Source organism: Streptomyces sp. NPDC044033 (genome assembly GCF_056434425.1).
Map to the genome: position 1 here is coordinate 21,481 of NZ_JBWKFF010000027.1, position 22,331 is coordinate 43,811.

Here is a 22,331-nt window from a genome sequence, read left to right on the forward strand (position 1 = left end):
GGCTGTGATGGCCAGCGAAACCTCTGGGGCAGCCTGTGCGTGAATATCTGCTGACGCTGTGCGTCACCGCCGCGGTCACCTATCTGCTGACGGGACCAGTGCGGAAGTTCGCGATGGTGGCCGGCGCGGTGCCGGAGATCCGTGCGCGTGACGTGCACCGCGAACCGACGCCGAGGCTCGGCGGTATCGCGATGTTCGGCGGTCTGTGCGCGGGGCTGCTGGTCGCGGCCCATATGCAGAATCTCAAGGGCGTCTTCGAGCTCTCGAACGAGCCGCGCGCGCTGCTGTCGGGGGCGGGGCTGATCTGGCTGCTGGGCGTGCTGGACGACAAGTTCGGCGTGGACGCGCTGGTGAAGCTCGGCGGGCAGATGATCGCCGCGGGCGTGATGGTCCTCCAGGGCCTGACGATCCTGTGGATTCCGGTGCCCGGCGTCGGCACGGTCGCGCTGACCCCCATGCAGGGCACGCTGCTGACGGTGGCCCTGGTGGTCATCACCATCAACGCCGTCAACTTCGTCGATGGGCTGGACGGGTTGGCCGCCGGAATGGTGTGCATCGCCTCGGCGGCCTTCTTCATGTACGCGTACCGGATCTGGTTCGGCTACGGCATCGAGGCGGCGGCCCCGGCCACGCTGTTCGCCGCGATCCTGATGGGCATGTGCCTGGGTTTCCTGCCGCACAACATGCACCCGGCGCGGATCTTCATGGGCGACTCCGGGTCGATGATGATCGGTCTGGTGCTGGCGGCGGGCGCGATCTCCATCACCGGGCAGGTGGACCCGGACGCGATGCGGCTGTTCACGGGTTCGGAGCGGGCGGCGGTGCACGGCACCGTGCCGGTCTACATTCCGCTGCTGCTGCCGCTGACCGTCGTGATGGTGCCGGTCGCCGACCTGATCCTGGCCATCGTGCGGCGCACCTGGAACGGCCAGTCGCCGTTCGCGGCCGACCGCGGCCACCTGCACCACCGGCTGCTGGAGATCGGCCACTCGCACAGCCGCGCCGTGCTGATCATGTACTTCTGGTCGGGGCTGATCGCCTTCGGCGCGGTCGCCTACTCGGTCAACTCCTTCAGCATGTGGATCGTGCTGCTGATCGTCCTGCTCAGCGCCGTCGGGCTCGTCCTGCTGCTCCTGCCGCGCTTCACGCCCCGCGCGCCGCTCTGGGCCCAGCACCTGGTGCCGCCGCGCTACCGCCGCCGGGCCTTCCTCGAACGGTCGGCGAGCAAGAGGGCCGCGAAGGCCGCGGGGAGGCTCCGTACGGACGGTGCGGACGCCGAGACCGCCGCCGCTGCCGGCGGCGAAGCGGAGCGGGAGCCGGTGCCCACCGGAGTCAACGGCGCGACGGCGGTCGGCGACCGGTCGCGATTCGCCCATACCAGGAAAATCAGCAGCGATCGCTGATTCCGTGCAGACGTCGTATACCAGACGGCGATCGATCTGTCCGGTGGACATGCAGGGATTAACTCTCCCGTGTGATGGGCAGCACACGATGTAGGTAAAGACCTCATCAAATAGTTTGTGATACCGTTCACTAAACCCGGTGCTAGAGCCGAAGGACCGTAGTACGTACGGTCCTTCGTCGCGAGGTCCATCTCACCTCCGGGGATACGCTCGTCCACGACGAATCGTTGCTTCCGACTCCCGCCGGAGAAACCCTTCATGCAGTCCAACGACGCCCGAACACTCCTGCTCTGCGCCGTACCGGCCGCCATCACCGGCGGTGCCGCCGTCGTGGTCGGCGCCGTGGCCGCCGGCGGCAAGGGTGCGATCGGGTCGGCCGTCGGCACGCTGCTGTCGGTCTGCATCATGGCGATGGGGTACTACGTCCTTCAGCGGACCGCGCGACAACTCCCGCACCTGTTCCAGGCCATGGGCCTGATGCTGTACGTGACGCAGTTCCTCGTGGTCGGGATCTTCCTCGCGGTGTTCAAGCACACGACGCTGTTCAACACCAAGAGCTTCGCGCTGACCCTGCTGGTTGTGACTTTGGTGTGGATCGCCGCGCAGACGCGCGCCCACCTCAAGGCCAAGATTCTCTATGTGGAACCGGAACCCGCCGACGCGAAGAAGTCCGCGCCGACCGGGTCTCCGTCATGACCGGTAGGGCCGCGATAAACACCACCACGCTCACCTGCTATCGTCCGGTGCCATCTGAGGCACAGCAAGCGCAGGCAGCTGAACTCCCGAGTTTCCAGGGACGGAATCGGCAGTCCATGCAGCTGATGCCTGCTGAGCCATTCGGCTCCGCGCCGACCAGCCGCCCCCAAATCCGTAAGACCAGTCCAGTGCCGCTCCGTGGCTGTGCGCCGCGCCGACACAACGAGGTTGCCGTACCTATGCGCCACGCTGAAGGAGCTCGCGGTGAGTGCTGACCAGATGCTCGCCTTCGAGACCGATTGCCACCTCTTCGATGGGTGTGGCTTTCCCGCTCCGGGCCTCCACTCGTTCATGTTCGAACCGCTCTTCACCGTCGGCGGCTATGACGTCAACAAGCCAATGCTGCTGGCGTTGTTGAGCACGGTCGTCATCATCGGGTTCTTCTGGGCGGCTTTCGGCCGGGCCAAGGTGGTGCCGGGCAAGCTCCAGATGATCGGCGAGTCCGGTTACGACTTCGTGCGCAAGAGCATCGTCTACGAAGCTCTCGGCAAGAAGGTGGGCGAGAAGTACGTCCCCTTCATGGTCTCGCTGTTCTTCTTCGTCTGGATCATGAACCTGTGGTCGATCATTCCGGTCGCCCAGTTCCCCGTGACGTCGATCATCGCCTTCCCCGCGGGCCTCGCCCTGATCGTCTACGTCCTGTGGATGTCCCTGACGTTCAAGAAGCACGGCTTCGTCGGCGGCATGAAGAACATCACCGGCTACGACAAGTCGCTCGGCCCGATCCTGCCGATGATCGTGTTCCTGGAGTTCTTCTCGAACGTGCTGGTCCGGCCGTTCACCCACGCGGTCCGGCTCTTCGCGAACATGTTCGCCGGCCACCTGCTGATCCTGATGTTCACCATCGCCAGCTGGTACATGCTGAACGGCATCGGCATCGCGTACGCCGGCGTCTCGTTCGTGATGACCATCCTGATGACCGCCTTCGAGCTGTTCATCCAGGCCGTTCAGGCGTACATCTTCGTCCTCCTGGCCTGCACCTACGTGCAGGGCGCGCTCGCCGAGCACCACTGAGCCCCCTGCTCCTCCAGACCAATTGACGTCCGGTGGCCAACCCCCACCGGCCCATGAAAAGAAGGAAGAACCGGCATGTCCGCTCTCCAGACCCTTGCCGCCGAGGGTGTTCACGGCTCCATCGGCTCCATCGGCTACGGCCTCGCGGCCATCGGCCCCGGCGTTGGCGTCGGCATCATCTTCGGCAACGGCACCTCGGCCCTCGCCCGCCAGCCCGAGGCGGCCGGCCTGATCCGCGCCAACCAGATCATGGGCTTCGCGTTCTGTGAGGCGCTCGCCCTGATCGGCATCGTGCTGCCGTTCGTCTACGGCATCTGATCCAGGCGTACTGACAGCAGTTCTTGACGAAAGGCATTGATGTGAACGCCCTGGTACAGATGGCGGCCGAGGAGGCGGAAAACCCCCTCATCCCGCCGATCCCAGAGCTCGTCATCGGCCTTATCGCCTTTTTCATCGTCTTCGGCTTCCTCGCCAAGAAGCTCCTCCCGAACATCAACAAGGTTCTGGACGAGCGCCGTGAGGCCATCGAGGGCGGCATGGAGAAGGCCGAGGCCGCCGAGGCCGAGGCTCAGCAGGTCCTTGAGGACTACCGGGCCCAGCTCGCCGACGCCCGCCACGAGGCCGCGCGGATGCGCCAGGAGGCGCAGGAACAGGGCGTCGCACTCATCGCCGAGATGAGGACCGAGGGTCAGCGGCAGCGTGAGGAGATCATCGCTGCCGGGCACGCCCAGATCGCCGCCGACCGCAAGGCCGCGGCGGCCTCGCTCCGCCAGGACGTGGGCAAGCTCGCCACCGACCTGGCGAGCAAGCTCGTCGGCGAGTCCCTGGAGGACAGCGCCCGGCAGAGCCGCACCATCGACCGCTTCCTCGACGGACTTGAGGAGAGCGCGACGACGGCTGAGGCAAAGCGATGACGGCCGTGACAGGTATGCGCGGCGCGAGCCGTGAGGCGCTGGCCACCGCGCGTGAGCGCCTCGACGCACTGGCGGACAGCACGTCCGTCGACGCGGCGAAGCTCGCCGAGGACCTGGCCGCCGTCACCACGCTCCTCGACCGCGAGGTGTCGCTGCGCCGGGTCCTGACCGACCCGGCGCAGAGCGGCCAGTCCAAGGCCGAACTGGCGGGCCGGCTGCTCGGCGGCCAGGTGGGCGGCGAGACCGCCGACCTGGTCTCGGGCATGGTCCGTTCCCGCTGGTCGCGTTCGCGCGACCTGGTCGACGCGATCGAGGAGCTGGCGGCCTCCGCCGACCTCATCGCGGCGCAGCGGGCCGGCGCCCTCGACGCCGTCGAGGACGAGATCTTCCGGTTCGGCCGGATCGTCTCCTCCTCGACCGAGCTGCGGGCCGCGCTGACCGACAAGCTGGCGACCACCGCCGCCAAGGCGGAGCTGCTGAGCAGCCTGCTCGGCGGCCGGGCGCACCAGGTCACCGAGCGGCTCGTAGTCCGCCTTGTCGCCCAGCCGCGAGGCCGTAGCCTTGAGGGAGGGCTCACCGCCCTCTCCAAGCTGGCCGCGGAACGGCGCGACCGCATGGTCGCCGAGGTCCGCTCCGCGGTGCCGCTGAGCGACGGACAGAAGCAGCGCCTGGGCGCCGCGCTGGCCAAGCTGTACGGGCGGCAGGTGCACCTCAACCTCGATGTGGACCCGGAGGTCCTCGGCGGGGTGTCGGTGCGCGTGGGCGACGAGATCGTCAACGGGACCATCGCGGACCGCCTCGAAGAGGCGACCCGGCGGATGGCCGGCTGACCGGCCACCACCAACTCAAGAGCAAGACCGCGGCCCGCGTTGGGCCGTAGCGGAAACCCCAGGGGGCCGTGACAGGAGCGGCGCACGCCGCGTGGCCCCCCGGACCCGCAAGAAACTTCGGGCCCAACAAGGAGAGCAGGGAACCCAGATGGCGGAGCTCACGATCCGGCCGGAGGAGATCCGGGACGCGCTGGAGAACTTTGTCCAGGCGTACAAGCCGGACGCGGCCTCGCGCGAGGAGGTCGGTACGGTCAGCGTTGCCGGCGACGGCATCGCGAAGGTCGAGGGACTTCCCTCGGCCATGGCGAACGAGCTGCTGAAGTTCGAGGACGGCACCCTCGGCCTCGCCCTCAACCTTGAGGAGCGCGAGATCGGTGCCGTCGTCCTCGGCGAGTTCAGCGGCGTCGAGGAGGGCCAGCCGGTGCAGCGCACCGGTGAGGTGCTCTCCGTCGCGGTGGGCGAGGGCTACCTCGGCCGCGTCGTCGACCCGCTCGGCGCCCCGATCGACGGCCTCGGCGAGATCGAGACGGACGGCCGCCGCGCCCTGGAGCTCCAGGCGCCCGGCGTCATGGTCCGCAAGTCGGTGCACGAGCCGATGCAGACCGGCCTCAAGGCCGTCGACGCGATGGTGCCGATCGGCCGCGGCCAGCGCCAGCTGATCATCGGCGACCGCCAGACGGGCAAGACCGCCCTGGCCGTCGACACGATCATCAACCAGCGCGACAACTGGCGTTCCGGCGACCCGAAGAAGCAGGTCCGCTGCATCTACGTCGCCGTGGGTCAGAAGGGCTCCACCATCGCGTCCGTGCGCGGCGCGCTGGAGGAGGCCGGCGCCCTGGAGTACACGACGATCGTCGCGGCCCCGGCGTCCGACCCGGCCGGCTTCAAGTACATCGCCCCGTACACCGGCTCGGCCATCGGCCAGCACTGGATGTACCAGGGCAAGCACGTCCTGATCGTCTTCGACGACCTGTCGAAGCAGGCCGACGCCTACCGCGCCGTCTCCCTGCTGCTGCGCCGCCCGCCGGGCCGCGAGGCGTACCCGGGTGACGTCTTCTACCTGCACTCCCGTCTGCTGGAGCGCTGCGCGAAGCTCTCCGACGACATGGGCGCGGGTTCGATGACCGGTCTGCCGATCGTCGAGACCAAGGCCAACGACGTCTCGGCGTTCATCCCGACCAACGTCATCTCGATCACCGACGGCCAGTGCTTCCTGGAGTCCGACCTGTTCAACGCGGGCCAGCGGCCGGCGCTGAACGTCGGTATCTCGGTCTCCCGCGTCGGCGGCTCCGCCCAGCACAAGGCGATGCGCCAGGTCTCGGGCCGACTGCGCGTGGACCTCGCCCAGTACCGCGAGCTGGAGGCGTTCGCCGCCTTCGGTTCTGACCTGGACGCGGCCTCCAAGGCGCAGCTGGAGCGCGGCAAGCGGATGACCGAGCTGCTCAAGCAGGGTCAGTACGCGCCGTACGCGATCGAGGACCAGATCGTCTCCGTCTGGTCGGGCACCACCGGCAAGATGGACGACGTACCGGTCGAGGACATCCAGCGCTTCGAGCGCGAGCTGCTCGACTACATGGGCCGTGAGCACAAGGGCCTCATGAACAGCATCGTCGAGGGCGCCAAGATGTCCGACGACACCATTCAGGCGCTCACCGACGCCGTCGCCACCTTCAAGAAGCAGTTCGAGACTTCGAGCGGCGATCTTCTCGGTGACGACGCCCCGGCCGGCACCTCGAAGTGACGACGACGGAAGGGACCTGATCCATGGGAGCCCAGCTCCGGGTCTACAAGCGTCGCATCCGCTCCGTCACCGCGACCAAGAAGATCACCAAAGCGATGGAGATGATCGCCGCCTCGCGCATCGTCAAGGCGCAGCGCCAGGTGGCGGCATCGACGCCGTACGCGAGTGAGCTCACCCGCGCGGTGACGGCGGTTGCCACCGGTTCGAACACCAAGCACGCCCTGACCACCGAGGTGGCGAGCCCGGTACGGGCCGCGGTGCTGCTCATCACGAGCGACCGCGGACTGGCCGGCGGCTACTCGTCCAACGCCATCAAGGCGGCGGACCGGCTCACCGAGCGGCTGCGCTCGGAGGGCAAGGAGGTCGTGACCTACATCATCGGCCGCAAGGGTGTCGCGTACTACGACTTCCGGGAGCGCCCGGTCACCCAGTCGTGGACCGGTTTCACCGACAGCCCGACGTACGCGGACGCCAAGATGGTCGCGGCGCCGCTGATCGAGGCCGTACAGCAGGACACGGCCGAGGGCGGCGTGGACGAACTCCACATCGTCTTCACCGAGTTCGTGTCGATGATGACGCAGCAGCCGGTGGACGACCGCCTGCTGCCGCTGAGCCTCGCCGCGGACGGTCAGGAGGCGTCGGACGACGCCGCCGCGAAGGGCGAGATCCTTCCGCTCTACGACTTCGAGCCGTCGGCGGAGGGCGTCCTCGACGCCCTGCTGCCGCGGTACGTCGAGAGCCGTATCTACAACGCGCTGCTCCAGTCGGCTGCCTCCAAGCACGCCGCCACCCGCCGCGCGATGAAGTCGGCGACCGACAACGCCGGAGAGCTCATCAAGACGCTCTCGCGGCTTGCCAACGCGGCCCGCCAGGCCGAAATCACCCAGGAAATCAGCGAGATCGTCGGCGGTGCGAGCGCCATGGCCGACGCGACCGCGGGGAGTGACCGATAACCATGACCACCACTGTTGAGACGGCCGCAGCGGCCGGCGTGGCCACGGGCCGCGTCGCGCGGGTCATCGGGCCGGTCGTCGACGTGGAGTTCCCCGTCGACGCGATGCCTGAGATCTACAACGCGCTGCACGTAGAGGTCGCAGACCCGGCCGAGGACGGCAAGCTCAAGACGCTGACCCTTGAGGTCGCCCAGCACCTGGGCGACGGCGTGGTCCGCGCGATCTCGATGGAGCCCACCGACGGCCTGGTCCGCCAGGCGACGGTGGTCAACACCGGGACGGGCATCACGGTGCCGGTCGGCGATGTCACCAAGGGCAAGGTGTTCAACACCCTTGGCAAGATCCTGAACAAGCCGGAGGCGGAGTCCGAGGTCACCGAGCGGTGGCCGATCCACCGCAAGGCGCCCAACTTCGACCAGCTTGAGTCGAAGACCGAGATGTTCGAGACCGGCGTCAAGGTCATCGACCTGCTGACCCCGTACGTCAAGGGCGGCAAGATCGGTCTGTTCGGCGGCGCGGGCGTCGGCAAGACGGTGCTCATCCAGGAGATGATCTACCGCGTCGCCAACAACCACGACGGTGTGTCGGTGTTCGCGGGCGTCGGTGAGCGTACCCGTGAGGGCAACGACCTCATCGAGGAGATGACCGAGTCCGGCGTCATCGACAAGACGGCGCTCGTCTTCGGCCAGATGGACGAGCCGCCGGGCACCCGGCTGCGCGTCGCCCTGGCCGGTCTGACCATGGCGGAGTACTTCCGCGATGTGCAGAAGCAGGACGTGCTCTTCTTCATCGACAACATCTTCCGGTACACCCAGGCCGGTTCCGAGGTGTCCACCCTGCTCGGCCGTATGCCGTCCGCGGTGGGTTACCAGCCGAACCTCGCGGACGAGATGGGCCTCCTCCAGGAGCGCATCACCTCGACCCGCGGCCACTCGATCACCTCGATGCAGGCGATCTACGTGCCGGCGGACGACCTCACCGACCCGGCCCCGGCCACGACCTTCGCGCACCTCGACGCGACGACCGTGCTCTCGCGCCCGATCTCGGAGAAGGGCATCTACCCGGCGGTGGACCCGCTGGACTCGACGTCCCGCATCCTGGACCCGCGCTACATCTCGCAGGAGCACTACGACTGCGCCTCGCGCGTCAAGACGATCCTGCAGAAGTACAAGGACCTCCAGGACATCATCGCGATCCTCGGCATCGACGAGCTCGGCGAGGAGGACAAGCTCACCGTCTTCCGCGCCCGCCGGGTGGAGCGCTTCCTGTCGCAGAACACCCACGTCGCGAAGCAGTTCACCGGCGTGGACGGTTCGGACGTCTCGCTCGACGAGTCGATCTCCGCGTTCAACGCGATCTGCGACGGGGAGTACGACCACTTCCCCGAGCAGGCGTTCTTCATGTGCGGTGGCATCGAGGACCTGAAGGCCAACGCCAAGGAGCTGGGCGTCTCCTGAGCCCCGTGCTCACCGGCCGGGGGCGGGTACCTGCCGCCCCCGGCCGTCATGGCCACTAGTATTCGTAGTATTCGACCCCAGACCTGCCATGCCCGGCAGGTGGAGACCCGAGGAGCCACGTTGGCTGCTGAGCTGCACGTCGAGCTGGTCGCGGCGGACCGAAGCGTCTGGTCCGGCGAGGCCACTCTGGTCATCGCGCGCACCGCATCGGGTGACATCGGCGTCATGCCCGGCCACCAGCCGCTGCTCGGTGTGCTGGAGTCCGGCCCGGTGACCATCCGTACGAGCGAGGGCGGAACCATCGTCGCCGCGGTGCACGGCGGATTCGTCTCGTTCGCGGACGACAAGCTCTCGCTGCTGGCCGAGATCGTCGAGCTGTCGGACGAGATCGACGTCCAGCGCGCGGAGCGGGCGCTGGAGCGCGCGAAGTCGGAGACGGACGCGGCCGCCGAGCGGCGCGCGGATGTCCGGCTGCGCGCGGTCGCGGGTGTGCACTGAACCCACGGCCCATAAGAACGTACGGTGGGGTTCCGGGGCCTGTCCCGGAGACCCGCGAATCCTCAGCCGCGGACGGCACTGGAGCATTCCAGGGCAGTCCGCGGCTGAGGCGATGCAGGTGCGGTTGGACTAGATGACGCGAGGAGGTCGGTGAAGATGGTCCTCGCTCTGCTTGTGAGCGGCAGCGTCGTCCTGCTGGTCCTGGTGGGACTCTTCGTCTTCGGACTGCGCAGACGTCTCATCCAGCGCTCCGGGGGCACGTTCGACTGCTCCCTGCGCTGGAATGTGACCGAGGCGGAGACGGAGCCCAGCGGCAAGGGCTGGGTGTACGGGGTGGCCCGCTACAACGGCGACCGGATCGAGTGGTTCCGCGTCTTCTCGTACGCGCCCCGGCCGCGCCGTGTCCTGGAGCGCGCCTCCATCGAGGTCCTGGACCGCCGCACCCCGCGCGGCGAGGAGGAGCTGGCGCTGCTCTCCGACGCCGTCGTCCTGGTCTGTGTGCACCGCGGTACGCGGCTGGAGCTGGCGATGAGCGAGGACGCCCTGACCGGCTTCCTGGCCTGGCTGGAGGCGGCGCCGCCCGGCCAGCGGGTCAACGTGGCCTGACCGGGCAAGACGCCCCCGGACATGGCGAGACGCCCCCGGACATGGCGAGACGCCCCCGGACATGGCGAGGCGCCCCCGGACATGGCGAGACCGGGGGCAGCGGGCGACTCGCTGCCCCCGGTCGTCCTGTGGCGGCCGGGTTACTTGAGGCCGTTGTCCAGCGCGGTCATCAGAGTGCCGCTGTCACCGGACATCTCCCAGACCATCGCGCCGCCGAGCTTCTTCGTCTTGAGCCAGGCGGTCTTCTTGTTGATGGACCAGACGTCGTCGAAGGTCCACCACTGCCCGTTCGCGCCGGTGTAGCCGTAGGTCGCGATCGCCGTCTCGTCGTGGTAGACGGTCAGGTTCGGCACGGACGCGATCAGGTTGTCGTAGCCGCGGGTGCCCGACTCCTCCGGGAACTGGCCGGGGGCCGCGCCGCTCGCGGTCTGCCACGCGCCGTGCGCGCCGCCGTCCGCGACCTGCTGCCAGCCGCGCCCGTAGAAGGCGAGCCCCAGGGCCACCTGGCTCGGTTTGACGCCCGCGTCGAGATAGGCGTTCACGGTCTTCTCGACGCTGAACTTGGTGTCGTACGGGTCCTTGGCGTCCTGGTAGAGGTTGCCCTGGTGGCCGGTGCGCTTGGGCTCCCAGCTGTCGTCGCTGCCCGAGCCGTGGAAGTCGTAGCCCTGGACGTTGGCGAAGTCCATGTAGTCGAAGACGCTGGGGTTGCCGTCCTTGGTGGTGATGTCCCAGCCGGCGTCGAGCTTGGCGGGGTCGGCCGGGGTGAAGGCGGTCAGCAGGTACTTCTTGCCGGACTCCCCGGACAGTGAGTTGAGCTGCTTGCGGAACTCCGCGAAGAGCAGCGTGTTGTTGGCCTTGTCGTCCTTGGAGACGTGGTTGCCCGCGTGTCCGTCGGAGCCCGGCCACTCCCAGTCGATGTCGAAGCCGTCGAAGATCCCGGCCGCCGCGCCCTTGCCGCCGCGTCCGCCGGTGACCGGCAGGTCGCCCTTGATGTACATGTCGATGCAGGACTTCACGAACTTCTGCCGGGAGGCGTCGGTCTTGGCGACGTCCGAGAAGTACTTGCTGTACGTCCAGCCGCCGATCGACATGAGGGTCTTCAGCTTCGGGTGCTTCGCCTTGAGCTTCTTGAGCTGGTTGTAGTTGCCCGCCAGCGGCTGGTCCCAGGTGTCGCCGGTGCCGTCGACCGACTCGCCCGCGCCGAAGCCCTTCTCGTAGTCGGCCCAGGAGTCGCCCGCGCCGTCACCCTGGTTGGGGTCCTGCGGGTTGGGGGTGGTGGCCTTGGTGACGCCGTTGAGGCAGGTGAGGTTGGTCGGGTCGATGTTCGAGAAGGAGTAGTTGATGTGGGTGAGCTTGGCGGCGGCGCCGGTCGTCTCCAGGGACTTCACGGTGTAGCCGCGGCCGTAGATGCCCCACTGCACGAAGTAGCCGGCCTTGATGCGGTCGGTCGGCTGCTCGTCGCCGCCGGTGGTCCGTACGGTCAGCGCCGGGGAGGCGGGGCCGACCTGGTCGGACGTGTCGCGGGCGACGACCGTGTAGGAGTAGTCGGTGCCCGGGGTCAGCCCGGTGTCGGTGTAGGCGAGCTTGCCGACGGTCGCGACCTTCACGGTGCCGCGGTAGACGTCGTAGTTCTTGAGGCCCTTGTCATCGGTGGCCGCGGGCCACTTGAGGCCGACCGTGGTGTCGGTGACCGTGGTGGCCTTGGGTGCGCCGGGCGCCGAGGGCGGGTTGTCGGTGCCGCCGCCGGTGCTCGTACGGAAGGTGGCCGGCGGTGATTCCGGGCCGGTCTGCCCCGCCGTGTCGCGGGCGACGACCTTGTAGGTGTACTCGGTGTCGGCGCTCAGCCCGGTGTCGGTGAAGGAGGTGCTGCCGACCGTGCCGACCACGGTGTCGCCGCGGTAGACGTCGTAGTTCTTGACGCCCTTGTCATCCGTGGCGGCGGCCCAGGTCAGCGAGACGGTACTGGCCGTCACCCCGGTCGAGGTGGGCTGGCCGGGGGCGGTCGGCGGGGTGTCGGTGGGCGAGGAGCCGTCGCACGGACCGCCGTCGAGCTTGCAGCCGGTGGCGTCGCCGTTGCCGGCGGCGACGAAGCCGAAGGTGGCGCTGGCACCGGGCGGGATGGTGCCGTTGTACTCCCGGTTCTTCGCCGTGTAGTGCGTGCCGGAACTGCTGATCAGGGAGTCCCAGTACGCGCCGACGGTGGTGCCGGAGGAGAAGTCCCACTCGACGGTCCAGCCGTTGATGGGGGAGGACCCGGTGTTCTTGACGGTCCACTCGCCCTGAAAGCCGGTGCCCCAGTCGGAGGTCTTGACGAACGTAGCCGTGGCGTCGGTGGCCGCCTGCGCGGGGGTCGCGGTCAGGCCGACGAGCGCGGCGATGGGGAGGAGCAACGAGGCGAAGGCCGCGCCGACCCTGGTGACGGTACGTCTGGAGCGTTTGGTGCGTCCTAAGGTTCCTGTGCTCAAGGAGTGCTCCTCGAATGAGGTCCGATGGGGAACCTGTGCCGCCAGGTGAGTGTGCGCATTCTGAACACACTCACCACAGTCGTGAGGGGAGAGTAAGAAGGTCTGGACCAGCGGTCAAGAGGTCTGTACCAAAGTCAAGAGGGCCGGATCAGCCCCAACTCCTGCGCCAGCACCGCTGCTTGCACCCTGCTGCGCAGCTCCAGCTTGGCGAGCAGGCGGCTGACATGCGTCTTGACCGTCGCCTCCGCCATATCGAGGCGGTCCGCGATCTCCGCGTTGGAGCGCCCCTCGCCCAGGCAGACGAGCACCTCGCCCTCGCGGCGGGTCAGCGCGTCGAGCACGGCCGGGTCGGGCGCGTGCGGCGAGGGCGCCGGCGCGGGGCGCGCGAACTCCGCGATCAGCCGGCGGGTCACGGCCGGGGCGATCATCCCCTCGCCGCGCGCCACGGTCCGTACGGCCGCGACCAGTTCGGCCGCCTCGCTGTCCTTGAGCAGGAACCCCGCCGCACCGGCCCGCAGCGCTCCGAAGACGTACTCGTCGAGGTCGAAGGTGGTCAGCACGAGGACGTCGGCCAGCCGCTCCCCGGTGATCAGCCGGGTGGCCGAGACGCCGTCGAGCCGCGGCATCTGGACATCCATCAGCACGACGTCCGGGCGCAGTTCGCGGGCGAGCCGCACGGCTTCCTCGCCGTCGGCCGCCTCTCCGGCCACCTCGATGCCCGGGGCCGAGCCGAGGATCAGGACGAGCCCGGCCCGTACCGCCGACTGGTCCTCCGCGACCAGTACCCGTACCGGCTCTCCCGGGGTCTCAGCGTTCACTGCGATCCTCTCTCGTGCAGCGGGAGCACGGCCCGTACGCGCCATGCCTTGCCGTCCTCGTTCCCGATTCCCTCGTCCGCCGGCACCGGGCCCGCCTCGAACTCCCCGTCCAGCAGGGCGACCCGCTCGCGCATGCCGACCAGCCCCGCGCCGGAGCCGGGCGCGCGGGGTCCGAGGCGGTCCCCGAACGGGCTGGTCACGCAGACCTCCAGCGGGCCCTCGCCGACGCGACCGAGGCGGACCGCCACCTCGCCGGGCGCGGCGTGCTTGAGGGCGTTGGTCAGGGACTCCTGGACGATGCGGTACGCGGCCAGCTCGACGGGGGCGGGCAGCGGGCCCGGCGCGCGCTCGTCGAGCAGGGTGAAGCGCAGGCCGGAGCCCGAGCCGTTGGTACGGGCCTGCGCGAGGAGCGCGTCGAGCGCGTCCAGCCTGGGGGCGGCGGCAGGCTCCTGCTCGCCGCCCGCGTTCCGCAGCAGGCCGATCAGGCGGCGCATCTCCGCCAGCCCCTGGACGCTGTTGGCGCGGATCACGGCGAGCGCGTCGGCCGCCGCCTTCGGCTCGCCTATCGACAGGGCGGCCGTGGAGTGGATGGCGATGGCCGAGAGGTGGTTGGCCACCATGTCGTGCAGCTCGCGCGCCATCCGGGCGCGCTCCGCGCCGACGGCCTCGCGGCGGTCCAGCTCCGCCAGCAGCGCGGTGCGCTCCGCCTCCAGCCGGGCCGCCCGCGCGCTGTCGCGGTGCCGCCGGATGCCGACGCCGGTCCAGGCGGGGGTGATGGTGACCAGTGCCGCGGCGACGCCGAGGAGGAGCGCCTCGGGCCTGCGCAGCAGCGCCAGCGACACCAGCGTCACCAGCACCGTGAACAGCTCGGAGCCGCGGGGGACGCGGCGCGCGGCGGCCGGCGGTCCGTACAGCACGGCCGCGTACACCAGGTCGGTGAACATCACGACGGTGGCGATGAGGGTGCCGGTGGACTGGTCGAGGGCGAGCGCGAGGACGCCGACGGCCAGCCCCGTCTGCGGCGCGGTGCGGCGCAGCAGCTCGGCCCCGGCCATCACGGCGAGCGCCACCAGCGCCAGCGGCTTGGGGAACCCGTCGATGGGCCGCCCGCCGCTCAGCCCGAGGAACCACAGCGCGAGTCCGCCGAGCAGCCCGCCGGCGGCGATGAGCACGTCATGGCGGTGCGGGCGGCCGGGGAGGCGGAGTGGCATGGGTCCATCACAGCACGTGGGACGGGCCGGGGACGTCGGCGCCGGGGCGCGCGTACGGGCCGCCGACTACATCGAAGGATGCAGCGCGGGATCGTCACGGGCGACGACGCGAACGCTCGCGGCGCCGGTGAGTCTGGAGGTGAGAGATGGGAGAGAGCCGTGATCGTCACATTGATCGTCGCCTGTGAAGTCGCCTTCTGGGTGCTGCTGGCCGTGGGGCTGGGCCTGCGCTATCTGGCGAAAATGCCCCGGGCCGGGCTCGCGGTGCTGCTGCTGGAGCCGGTGCTGGAGCTGGTCCTGCTCGCCGTCACCGCGATCGACCTGAAGAACGGCGCGGAGCCGGGCTCGAAGCACGGCCTCGCCGCCGTGTACATCGGCTTCACTGTGGGTCTCGGCCACCACACCATCAAGTGGGTCGACGGACACGTGGCCCACCGCTGGGCGGGCGCGCCGAAGCCGGCCAAGCCGCCGAAGTACGGCATGGCGCGCACCGTGCACGAGTGGAAGACCGCGGGCCGCTGGACCCTCGCCGCCGTGGTGGCGATGGCGCTGCTCCAGGGCGCCATCTGGTACGTGGGGGAGGGCGGCGGCACCAGTTCGCTGCGCTCGTGGCAGATGACGATGGTGTGGGTGATCGGCATCAATGTGGTCATCGCGGCGAGCTACACGTTCTGGCCGAAGCAGCCGCCGAACGGTGGCGAGGGGACCGGCGGTGAGGCGGCGCGGTCGCACTCTCTCAGCAAGCGCTGAGGGTCCTCAGCGGGTGGTGAACGTGCCGCCCCAGCGCTGCCGCGCCCCGTCGAGGTCGAGCGGCTTGCGGACGATCGGGTTCGCGTAGGACCAGGAGTCGCGGGGGACCGGCCAGATCACCTCGATCTCTATCCCGTCGGGGTCGGTGCAGTAGACCGACAGGTGCATGCCCTGGTCGAAGGTCTCCTTGACGCGGCCCGCGGCCTCCAGCCGCTCCTTGACCTCGGCCAGCTCGTCCAGGGTGCCGACCTCGAACGCCACGTGCAGCAGGCCCGGCGGGGCGGCGTCGGGGCGTACGGCGCCCGGCGCCTCGGCGCGGATCAGGCCGAGGTCGTGGTGGTTGTCCGACTCCTCGGTGGAGCGGAGGAAGACCATGAACGGGTCGGGGCCGTCGCCGGGGATGCTGTCCACCACCTTCAGCCCCAGGGTGTCGCGGTAGAAGCGGGTCGAGACCTCGATGTCGGTGACGGACAGGACGATGTGGTTCACCCGGCGGATCGTCATCAATCTCTCCTGCACATAAGGTGACGCGTGATGCGCCCCCGTAGCGGGGCGCTGAATAGAGAGGTACCAGTTAAAGAGGTACCTCTGCAATATTCCGTGTGGGGTGAACGTCGGTTGGAAGAGGAACGCGTGACGGATCCGGCCACGCCGTCCGAGGTCGCCGAGCGGTTCTTCACCGTCACCAAGCTGCTCCGCAAGCGCGCCAACGAAGGCATGCGCGGGCAGGGGCTCACCATCGCCCGTGGCAGGCTCATGTCGGTCCTGTACCGGGGCGGCCCCGCCCGCATCAGCGCGCTGGCGGCCGAACTGGGCATGGCGGCGCGCAGCATGACCGAGGCGGTCGACGCGCTGGAGCGCGACGGCCTGGTCCGCCGCACGCCCGACCCGACGGACCGCCGGGCTGTGCTGGCCGCGCTCACCGACCGGGGGAGCGAGGTCATCAAGGAGGCGGACGGGCCGCGGCGGGCCGTCATGAATGGCCTGTTCTCCGCCCTGGAGCCCGAGGACCGCGCCGAGCTGATGCGGCTGCTGGACATCATCCGCGCGGCGGCGGAGTCCCCGGAGCCCCTCCCGTAGCCGTCAGCGCTCGCCGCCCGGGACCCACAGGACGTCCCCGACCGCCTTGTTGGCCGTCCGCGCCAGGATGAACAGCAGGTCCGAGAGGCGGTTCAGATACGTGGCGGTCAGGGGGTTCATGATGTCGCCGTGCACCTCCAGCGCCGCCCACGTGGAGCGCTCCGCGCGCCGGACCACCGTGCACGCCTGGTGCAGCAGGGCCGCGCCCGCCGTGCCGCCCGGCAGGATGAAGCTGCGCAGCTTCTCCAGATCCGCCAGGAAGCGGTCGCAGTCGGCCTCCAGCTTGTCGACGTAGGACTGCTCGACGCGCAGGGGCGGGTACGCGGGCTCCTCCACGACCGGGGTCGACAGGTCGGCGCCCACGTCGAAGAGGTCGTTCTGGACCCGTACGAGCACCTTCACGACCTCCTCGGGCAGCTGCCCGAGCGCGACCGCCACCCCGATCGCGGCGTTCGCCTCGTTCGCGTCGGCGTACGCCGAGATGCGGGTGTCGGTCTTCACGGTGCGGCTCATGTCGCCGAGGGCGGTGGTGCCGTCGTCGCCGGTGCGGGTGTAGATGCGCGTCAGATTGACCATGCGTACGAGCCTAAGCGGCCCCGGGCGCGCGGAGGCCGTCCGCGCCGCCGCTCCTGGAGCGCCGGCCCGCCGCCGGCCGGGCCCGGATCGGCGGACGGACCGTCAACTGCGCGCCGGAGATGCGGCGAAGAACACACAGTGACGCGCACCTCACACTGGTGCGACGAAGGGTGAACGGACGTTAAGGTCCGGCAAACAGCGTCGAGGAGAGGTGTGTGTCGTGGCGAAGAAGCTCGCCGTCATCGGGGCCGGTCTGATGGGTTCCGGCATCGCCCAGGTCTCCGCCCAGGCGGGATGGGACGTCGTCCTGCGCGATGTGACCGACGCGGCGCTGACGCGCGGCACGGACGCCATCAAGACGTCGTACGACCGGTTCGTGGCCAAGGGCAGGCTGGACGCCGCCGCCGCCGAGGCCGCGCTCGGCCGCATCGCCACCACCACCGACCTCGACGGGGCCGCCGACGCCGACATCGTGGTCGAGGCCGTCTTCGAGAACATCGACACCAAGCGGGAGATCTTCCGCACCCTCGACGGGCTGGTCCGGGACGAGACCGTGCTCGCCTCCAACACCTCCGCCATCCCGATCACCAAGATCGCGGCCGCCACGCGGCGCCCGGAGCGGGTCGTCGGCGCCCACTTCTTCTCGCCCGTGCCCATGATGCAGTTGTGCGAGCTCGTCCGTGGGTACAAGACCAGTGACGAAACCCTCGCCACCGTGCGGGAGTTCGCCGAGGGCGTCGGCAAGACCTGCATCGTCGTCAACCGTGATGTCGCCGGGTTCGTGACCACCCGCCTCATCTCGGCCCTGGTCGTCGAGGCGGCGAAGCTGTACGAGTCCGGGGTGGCCACCGCGGAGGACATCGACGTCGCCTGCAAGCTGGGCTTCGGTCACGCGATGGGCCCGCTGGCCACCGCCGACCTCACCGGCGTCGACATCCTGCTGCACGCGGCCGACAACATCTACACGGAGTCCCAGGACGAGAAGTTCGCGCCCCCGGAGATCATGCGCCGCATGGTCGACGCGGGGGACATCGGCCGCAAGAGCGGCCAGGGCTTCTATCAGCACTGAGGGGTGGTTGTGCGAACCATCCAGACCGGTGTCACCCCAAGGGGTGAATTCGGTATCGGTTCGCTTACAGACGGCAACTTCGCGGCATGAGAGGCAGTCAGTTCTGTAGACACGGAGGCAACATCACGTACCGGACCCGGGGAGCGCATATGCATATCAGGGGCGACCACGCCGAGCTGGTCGTCGGGGGCCGCCTCGACGTCCGCAGCGCGGCGGACGCCCGTACGGCCCTGCACGCCGCCGTCGACTCCGGCCACGGCGATCTGGTCCTGGACCTGACCGAGCTGGAATCGTGGGACGCCACCGGGCTCGGCGTCATCATGGGCGCGCACCGCCGTGCGGGGCGTATGGGACGGCGGCTCGTGCTGCGCGGGGTGCCGCCGCAGATGCAGCGCCTCCTGGTCGCCACCCGGCTGCACCGCATCCTCGCCATCGAGGGCGGCATCGAGGCGGAGTCGCTGCCGCGCGTCTGACGCCGCCGCGGCGTCCCGCCGATCCTCCACCGGACTGTGATGTCCCAGGCGGCGCGACACCCCTCAGGTGCGGGGATACTGTGGGAAGGTTTAGGGTTCGGTGTCCCCGCCGCGTACCGAAAGCCTACGGCGGGCACCGGACCAGAAGCGACGGCGAGCGTGCGGACAGGCCGGGAGGGCAATACGGCACGCCACGCATCTGGGGGGCTTGACCATGGACCCGATGGACCGGGGACCGGAAGACCGCGAAGGCCGCGACGGCGACGAGCGCCGCGACGGCCGCACACCGACGGACGACGGCCGCCCGCCGGCGTCGGCGCACGAGCGGATCACGCCCGGCTCCGCCGGCGAAGCGCCGACGCTCGCCCGTACCGTACAGCTCATCGCCGGTGACTATCTGCTCACGGTCAACCCCGTGGACGGCAGCGAGATCGAGGTCTGCCCGCCGGCCGGGCGGCCCGGCCGCCCGGACAAGCATCTGCCCGAGGAGCGCGCCGAGCTCCGCCGGGCGGCGGCACCGCCGCCCCTCACCGGGGCCGCCGGGTCCGAACTGCCCTTCCTGGGGCGCACCGAGGAGCGCGAGCGGCTCGTACGGCTGCTGGGCCGCGGCCGGTCCGTACGGCTCACCGGGCCGCCCGGAGCGGGCCGCACCGCCCTGCTCGACGCCGTCGCCGAGGACTGCGCGACCCTCGCGCCCGACGGCGTCGTGCGCCTCTCCGGCTACCGACGCACCTCCACCGACCTCCTGTACGACCTCTTCGCCGCCGTCCACCGCGCCCCGCTGCACCGCCCCGACCGCGACCAACTGCTCTCCCTGGCGGGCGACATCGGCGCCGTCGTCATCCTCGACGACCTCGAATTCGGCGGCGCCGCGCTCGACGACCTCCTCGACGCGACCCCCGAGTGCGCCTTCCTGATCGCGGCCACCCCCGACGTCGCCGCCCCCTCCGACGACTCGCACCTCGAAGAGGTCTTCCTCGGCGGGCTCGGCCGCGACGCCTGGCTGGAGCTGCTGGCGCGCGCCGTGCGCCGGCCCCCGGCCGCGGACGAGGCGGGCTGGGCCGCGGACCTGTGGTTCGAGTCCGAGGGGCTGCCGCTGCGGTACGTACAGGCCGGGGCGCTGCTGCGGCGGCGCGATGCGCAGCGCGCCGGACCCACCGGCTCCGCCGACGAGTCCGCTGAGTCCGCTGGGTCCGCCGAGTACAGCTCCTTCGGGGAGCGGCCCGTCGACGCGCCCTTCGGTGCGGGCGACCCGCGGGACGTGCCGCTGCCGACCACCGCCGAGGCCGCCGCCCCCGCCGCGCTGCTCGCCTCCTACGTCAGCGAGGCCGGCCGCGACACCCTGCGCTTCGCCGTGGCGCTCGGCGGCGAACTCCCGCACCAGGCGCACCTCCCCGCGCTCGTCGGGGACGCCCACGCCGACGCCGCTCTCGCCGAGCTGATCGCCTGCGGGCTCGTCACCCCGGCCGGGGCCCACTACCGGCTGGCGGGCGGCGTCCTGGCCCAGCTCCAGGCCGCCGGGTACGGCACCGACACGGCCACCCACGCGCAGCTCGCGGCCCAGCACTACGCCTGGTGGGCCGGGCACCCCTCGGTCACCCCCGAGCGCACCGCCGTCGAGTCCGACGCGATCCTCGCCGCGATGGGCGTCCTCGTGGCCAGCCGCGAGGCCGGGCACCCGGCCGCGGCCGTGCTGCTGGCCCGTACGGCGGCGCCCGCGTTCGCCGCGGCGCTGCACTGGAGCGCCTGGGAGCGCAGCCTGCGGTACGGGCAGGAGGCCGCCCGGATCGCCGGCGAGGTCGCCGAAGAGGCGTACTTCCACCACGAGTTGGGCATCCTCGCGCTCTGCACCGGCAACCTCGACCGGGCCCGCGCCGAGCTGGAGGCGTCCATCGGGCTGCGCGGCGTGCTCGCCGACCGGCGTGGCACGGTCGCGGGCCGCAGGGCGCTCGCCCTGGTCGCGGACCGCTCCGGGCGGCCCGCCGCGGCGCCGCCGCTGACGCCCGACGGGTACACGCCCGCGGGGGAGGAGATCCCGGCCGCGCAGTCCGAGGAGTCGGCGTCGCCGCCCGGCGGCGTCTCCGCGCCGTTCGCCGCGGGCCCGGAGGACAGCACGACCACGATCATCACCCGGCTCGCCGCCGACGGGGGAGCGGGCGCGGGCGCGCCGCCGCCCCCGGCGCGCAAGGCGGTCTTCGGCGGCGCGCGGCGCAATCTGGTCGCGGCGGGCGCCGGCGCGCTGCTCGCGGCCGTACTGGGCACCGTGGTCACCCTCGGCGCCACCTCCGGCGACGACAAGGGCCCCTCCGACGAGGTCAAGCCGGGTCAGTCGGCGTCCCAGCAGGACGGCGACGACGGCCTGAACGCCGACCGGCCGGACGACGGCCCGAGCAGCCACGGCGGGGCGCCGGGGCAGCCCGGCACCACCGGGAAGCCCGGGGCGACGACCAGCCCGGGCGGTCCCTCCGAGTCGCCGGACCCCTCGGACAGTGGCTCGCCGGACGACCCGACCGGGAGCGGGAAGCCCTCGAACTCGCCGACGCACTCCCCGACGCAGAAGCCGACGGTCCCACCGACCCACTCGCCGACGCACTCCCCGACGCAGAAGCCGACGACCTCCCCGACGCAGCCCACGACCCCGCCGCCGACGCATGACCCGGAACCGACCGACCCGCCGACGACGACCAAGGGCCCGCCGACCGGCCCGACGTCCAGCCAGACGGTGACGCAGTCGGCCTCCCAGTCGGCGCCCGCCTCGTCGAAGACCGCCGCCGGCGCGGACGCGCCGGTCGCCTAGGGCCCGCCGCCCGCCGCCTGCCGCCCGGGCCTGGCGCCGGGGGCCCGCCGCCCGGCCCGCGCTCGCGGCTCCGTACGCGGCGTGACGGAAGCGGAAGCGGAACGGGCCGTACGGGGGTTTCCCGTACGGCCCGTAACACTCACGGCCTGGCGTGAAAAGAGCGGATAGCGCTCAAAAGGAGGATCAGGAGCGGCTCGGGATCAGAAGAGGCGGAGCTTGTCGTCCTCGATGCCGCGCAGCGCGTCGTAGTCCAGGACCACGCAGCCGATGCCCCGGTCGTTGGCCAGTACCCGCGCCTGGGGCTTGATCTCCTGGGCCGCGAAGATGCCCTTGACCGGGGCGAGATGCGGGTCCCGGTTGAGGAGTTCGAGATAGCGCGTGAGCTGCTCGACGCCGTCGATCTCGCCGCGCCGCTTGAGCTCCACGGCCACCGTCGCGCCGTCCGAGTCCCGGCAGAGGATGTCCACGGGGCCGATGGCGGTGGGGTATTCGCGCCGGATCAGCGTCCAGCCCTCGCCAAGTGTCTCGATCCGATCGGCGAGGAGCTCCTGCAGGTGTGCTTCCACGCCGTCCTTGATGAGGCCGGGATCGACGCCCAGTTCGTGCGAGGAGTCGTGCAGAACCTCCTCCATGGTGATGATGAGCTTCTCGCCCGCCTTGTTCACCACGGTCCACACATCGCCGTCGCCCTCCTTGAGCGTGCAGGGCGGCGACATCCAGTTGAGGGGCTTATAGGCCCTGTCATCAGCGTGGATGGAGACACTGCCGTCGGCCTTGACGAGGATGAGGCGCGGTGCCGAGGGGAGATGGGCGGTGAGCCGGCCCGCGTAGTCCACGGAGCAACGGGCAATGACGAGACGCATGGTCGGTCACGCTACTCGACGCCGGGCCGTCCACGCGATTCGCCCCGGATGAACCCA

General features: G+C 70.4%; 22 protein-coding genes. 16 read left to right on the top strand and 6 right to left on the bottom strand.

The window, feature by feature from the left end; translation table 11 throughout:
* Nucleotides 1-23 precede the first annotated feature (23 nt).
* From AC07AB_RS34455 to AC07AB_RS34505, 11 genes are all read left to right on the top strand, one after another.
* Nucleotides 24-1,403 carry an MraY family glycosyltransferase gene (locus tag AC07AB_RS34455; protein ID WP_478575724.1) on the top strand — a complete coding sequence of 460 codons (1,380 nt, stop codon included), beginning with the start codon at nucleotides 24-26 and terminating at the stop codon, nucleotides 1,401-1,403.
* A gap of 258 nt (nucleotides 1,404-1,661) precedes the next feature.
* Nucleotides 1,662-2,099, top strand: a complete 438-nt coding sequence (locus tag AC07AB_RS34460) for a hypothetical protein (protein ID WP_478575567.1) — start codon at nucleotides 1,662-1,664, stop codon at nucleotides 2,097-2,099.
* A 279-nt stretch (nucleotides 2,100-2,378) separates the two neighbouring features.
* Complete coding sequence (atpB, locus tag AC07AB_RS34465) at nucleotides 2,379-3,173, top strand: F0F1 ATP synthase subunit A (RefSeq protein WP_478575726.1); 795 nt, start codon at nucleotides 2,379-2,381, stop codon at nucleotides 3,171-3,173.
* A 75-nt stretch (nucleotides 3,174-3,248) separates the two neighbouring features.
* Entirely contained in the window at nucleotides 3,249-3,491 is a 243-nt protein-coding gene (locus AC07AB_RS34470) for an ATP synthase subunit c family protein (protein ID WP_478575570.1), read from the top strand.
* A 41-nt stretch (nucleotides 3,492-3,532) separates the two neighbouring features.
* A complete protein-coding gene (locus AC07AB_RS34475) occupies nucleotides 3,533-4,087 on the top strand; it encodes a F0F1 ATP synthase subunit B (RefSeq protein WP_478575572.1) in 555 nt (184 codons plus the stop codon).
* Between the two features lie 14 nt (nucleotides 4,088-4,101).
* Complete coding sequence (locus AC07AB_RS34480; RefSeq protein WP_478575728.1) at nucleotides 4,102-4,917, top strand: F0F1 ATP synthase subunit delta; 816 nt, start codon at nucleotides 4,102-4,104, stop codon at nucleotides 4,915-4,917.
* A gap of 148 nt (nucleotides 4,918-5,065) precedes the next feature.
* Complete coding sequence (gene atpA / locus AC07AB_RS34485; RefSeq protein ID WP_478575575.1) at nucleotides 5,066-6,658, top strand: F0F1 ATP synthase subunit alpha; 1,593 nt, start codon at nucleotides 5,066-5,068, stop codon at nucleotides 6,656-6,658.
* Between the two features lie 23 nt (nucleotides 6,659-6,681).
* Nucleotides 6,682-7,611: a F0F1 ATP synthase subunit gamma gene (locus AC07AB_RS34490; RefSeq protein ID WP_478575578.1), complete on the top strand. Its 930-nt coding sequence runs from the start codon at nucleotides 6,682-6,684 to the stop codon at nucleotides 7,609-7,611.
* A 2-nt stretch (nucleotides 7,612-7,613) separates the two neighbouring features.
* The gene (gene atpD / locus AC07AB_RS34495; protein ID WP_478575581.1) at nucleotides 7,614-9,068 is read left to right on the top strand and encodes a F0F1 ATP synthase subunit beta; all 1,455 of its coding nucleotides are present in this window, start codon (nucleotides 7,614-7,616) and stop codon (nucleotides 9,066-9,068) included.
* 120 nt (nucleotides 9,069-9,188) lie between these two features.
* Entirely contained in the window at nucleotides 9,189-9,566 is a 378-nt protein-coding gene (locus AC07AB_RS34500; RefSeq protein WP_478575584.1) for a F0F1 ATP synthase subunit epsilon, read from the top strand.
* Nucleotides 9,567-9,722: 156 nt separating this feature from the next.
* The gene (locus tag AC07AB_RS34505; RefSeq protein WP_478575586.1) at nucleotides 9,723-10,172 is read left to right on the top strand and encodes a DUF2550 domain-containing protein; all 450 of its coding nucleotides are present in this window, start codon (nucleotides 9,723-9,725) and stop codon (nucleotides 10,170-10,172) included.
* 140 nt (nucleotides 10,173-10,312) lie between these two features.
* Here AC07AB_RS34505 and AC07AB_RS34510 read toward each other — a convergent pair whose 3' ends face one another.
* From AC07AB_RS34510 to AC07AB_RS34520, 3 genes are all read right to left on the bottom strand, one after another.
* Nucleotides 10,313-12,562, bottom strand: coding sequence for a glycosyl hydrolase family 18 protein (locus AC07AB_RS34510; protein WP_478575589.1), 2,250 nt, complete (start codon nucleotides 12,560-12,562; stop codon nucleotides 10,313-10,315).
* 209 nt (nucleotides 12,563-12,771) lie between these two features.
* Entirely contained in the window at nucleotides 12,772-13,455 is a 684-nt protein-coding gene (locus AC07AB_RS34515) for a response regulator (protein WP_478575591.1), read from the bottom strand.
* On the bottom strand, nucleotides 13,452-14,666 hold the full coding sequence (locus tag AC07AB_RS34520; RefSeq protein WP_478575594.1) for a sensor histidine kinase: 1,215 nt from the start codon (nucleotides 14,664-14,666) through the stop codon (nucleotides 13,452-13,454). Before AC07AB_RS34520 ends, AC07AB_RS34515 begins: the two co-directional genes overlap by 4 nt.
* 159 nt (nucleotides 14,667-14,825) lie before the next feature.
* On the opposite strand from AC07AB_RS34520, the gene AC07AB_RS34525 reads away from it, so the two are divergent.
* The gene (locus AC07AB_RS34525) at nucleotides 14,826-15,416 is read left to right on the top strand and encodes a hypothetical protein (RefSeq protein ID WP_478575597.1); all 591 of its coding nucleotides are present in this window, start codon (nucleotides 14,826-14,828) and stop codon (nucleotides 15,414-15,416) included.
* A 6-nt stretch (nucleotides 15,417-15,422) separates the two neighbouring features.
* On the opposite strand, the gene AC07AB_RS34530 is transcribed toward AC07AB_RS34525, so the two are convergent.
* The gene (locus tag AC07AB_RS34530; protein ID WP_478575599.1) at nucleotides 15,423-15,920 is read right to left on the bottom strand and encodes a VOC family protein; all 498 of its coding nucleotides are present in this window, start codon (nucleotides 15,918-15,920) and stop codon (nucleotides 15,423-15,425) included.
* A 129-nt stretch (nucleotides 15,921-16,049) separates the two neighbouring features.
* On the opposite strand from AC07AB_RS34530, the gene AC07AB_RS34535 reads away from it, so the two are divergent.
* On the top strand, nucleotides 16,050-16,496 hold the full coding sequence (locus AC07AB_RS34535; protein WP_478575602.1) for a MarR family winged helix-turn-helix transcriptional regulator: 447 nt from the start codon (nucleotides 16,050-16,052) through the stop codon (nucleotides 16,494-16,496).
* A gap of 3 nt (nucleotides 16,497-16,499) precedes the next feature.
* Here AC07AB_RS34535 and AC07AB_RS34540 read toward each other — a convergent pair whose 3' ends face one another.
* Nucleotides 16,500-17,072, bottom strand: a complete 573-nt coding sequence (locus AC07AB_RS34540; RefSeq protein ID WP_478575604.1) for a cob(I)yrinic acid a,c-diamide adenosyltransferase — start codon at nucleotides 17,070-17,072, stop codon at nucleotides 16,500-16,502.
* A 220-nt stretch (nucleotides 17,073-17,292) separates the two neighbouring features.
* Between AC07AB_RS34540 and AC07AB_RS34545 the strand changes: the two genes are divergently transcribed.
* The 3 genes from AC07AB_RS34545 to AC07AB_RS34555 all read left to right on the top strand — a co-directional run bounded on the left by AC07AB_RS34545 (nucleotide 17,293) and on the right by AC07AB_RS34555 (nucleotide 21,411).
* Complete coding sequence (locus AC07AB_RS34545) at nucleotides 17,293-18,141, top strand: 3-hydroxyacyl-CoA dehydrogenase family protein (protein WP_478575607.1); 849 nt, start codon at nucleotides 17,293-17,295, stop codon at nucleotides 18,139-18,141.
* A gap of 149 nt (nucleotides 18,142-18,290) precedes the next feature.
* Complete coding sequence (locus AC07AB_RS34550; protein ID WP_478575609.1) at nucleotides 18,291-18,614, top strand: STAS domain-containing protein; 324 nt, start codon at nucleotides 18,291-18,293, stop codon at nucleotides 18,612-18,614.
* 214 nt (nucleotides 18,615-18,828) lie between these two features.
* Nucleotides 18,829-21,411: an ATP-binding protein gene (locus tag AC07AB_RS34555; protein WP_478575612.1), complete on the top strand. Its 2,583-nt coding sequence runs from the start codon at nucleotides 18,829-18,831 to the stop codon at nucleotides 21,409-21,411.
* A gap of 200 nt (nucleotides 21,412-21,611) precedes the next feature.
* Here AC07AB_RS34555 and nucS read toward each other — a convergent pair whose 3' ends face one another.
* A complete protein-coding gene (gene nucS, locus AC07AB_RS34560; RefSeq protein ID WP_478575615.1) occupies nucleotides 21,612-22,274 on the bottom strand; it encodes an endonuclease NucS in 663 nt (220 codons plus the stop codon).
* Between the last annotated feature and the right edge of the window lie 57 nt (nucleotides 22,275-22,331).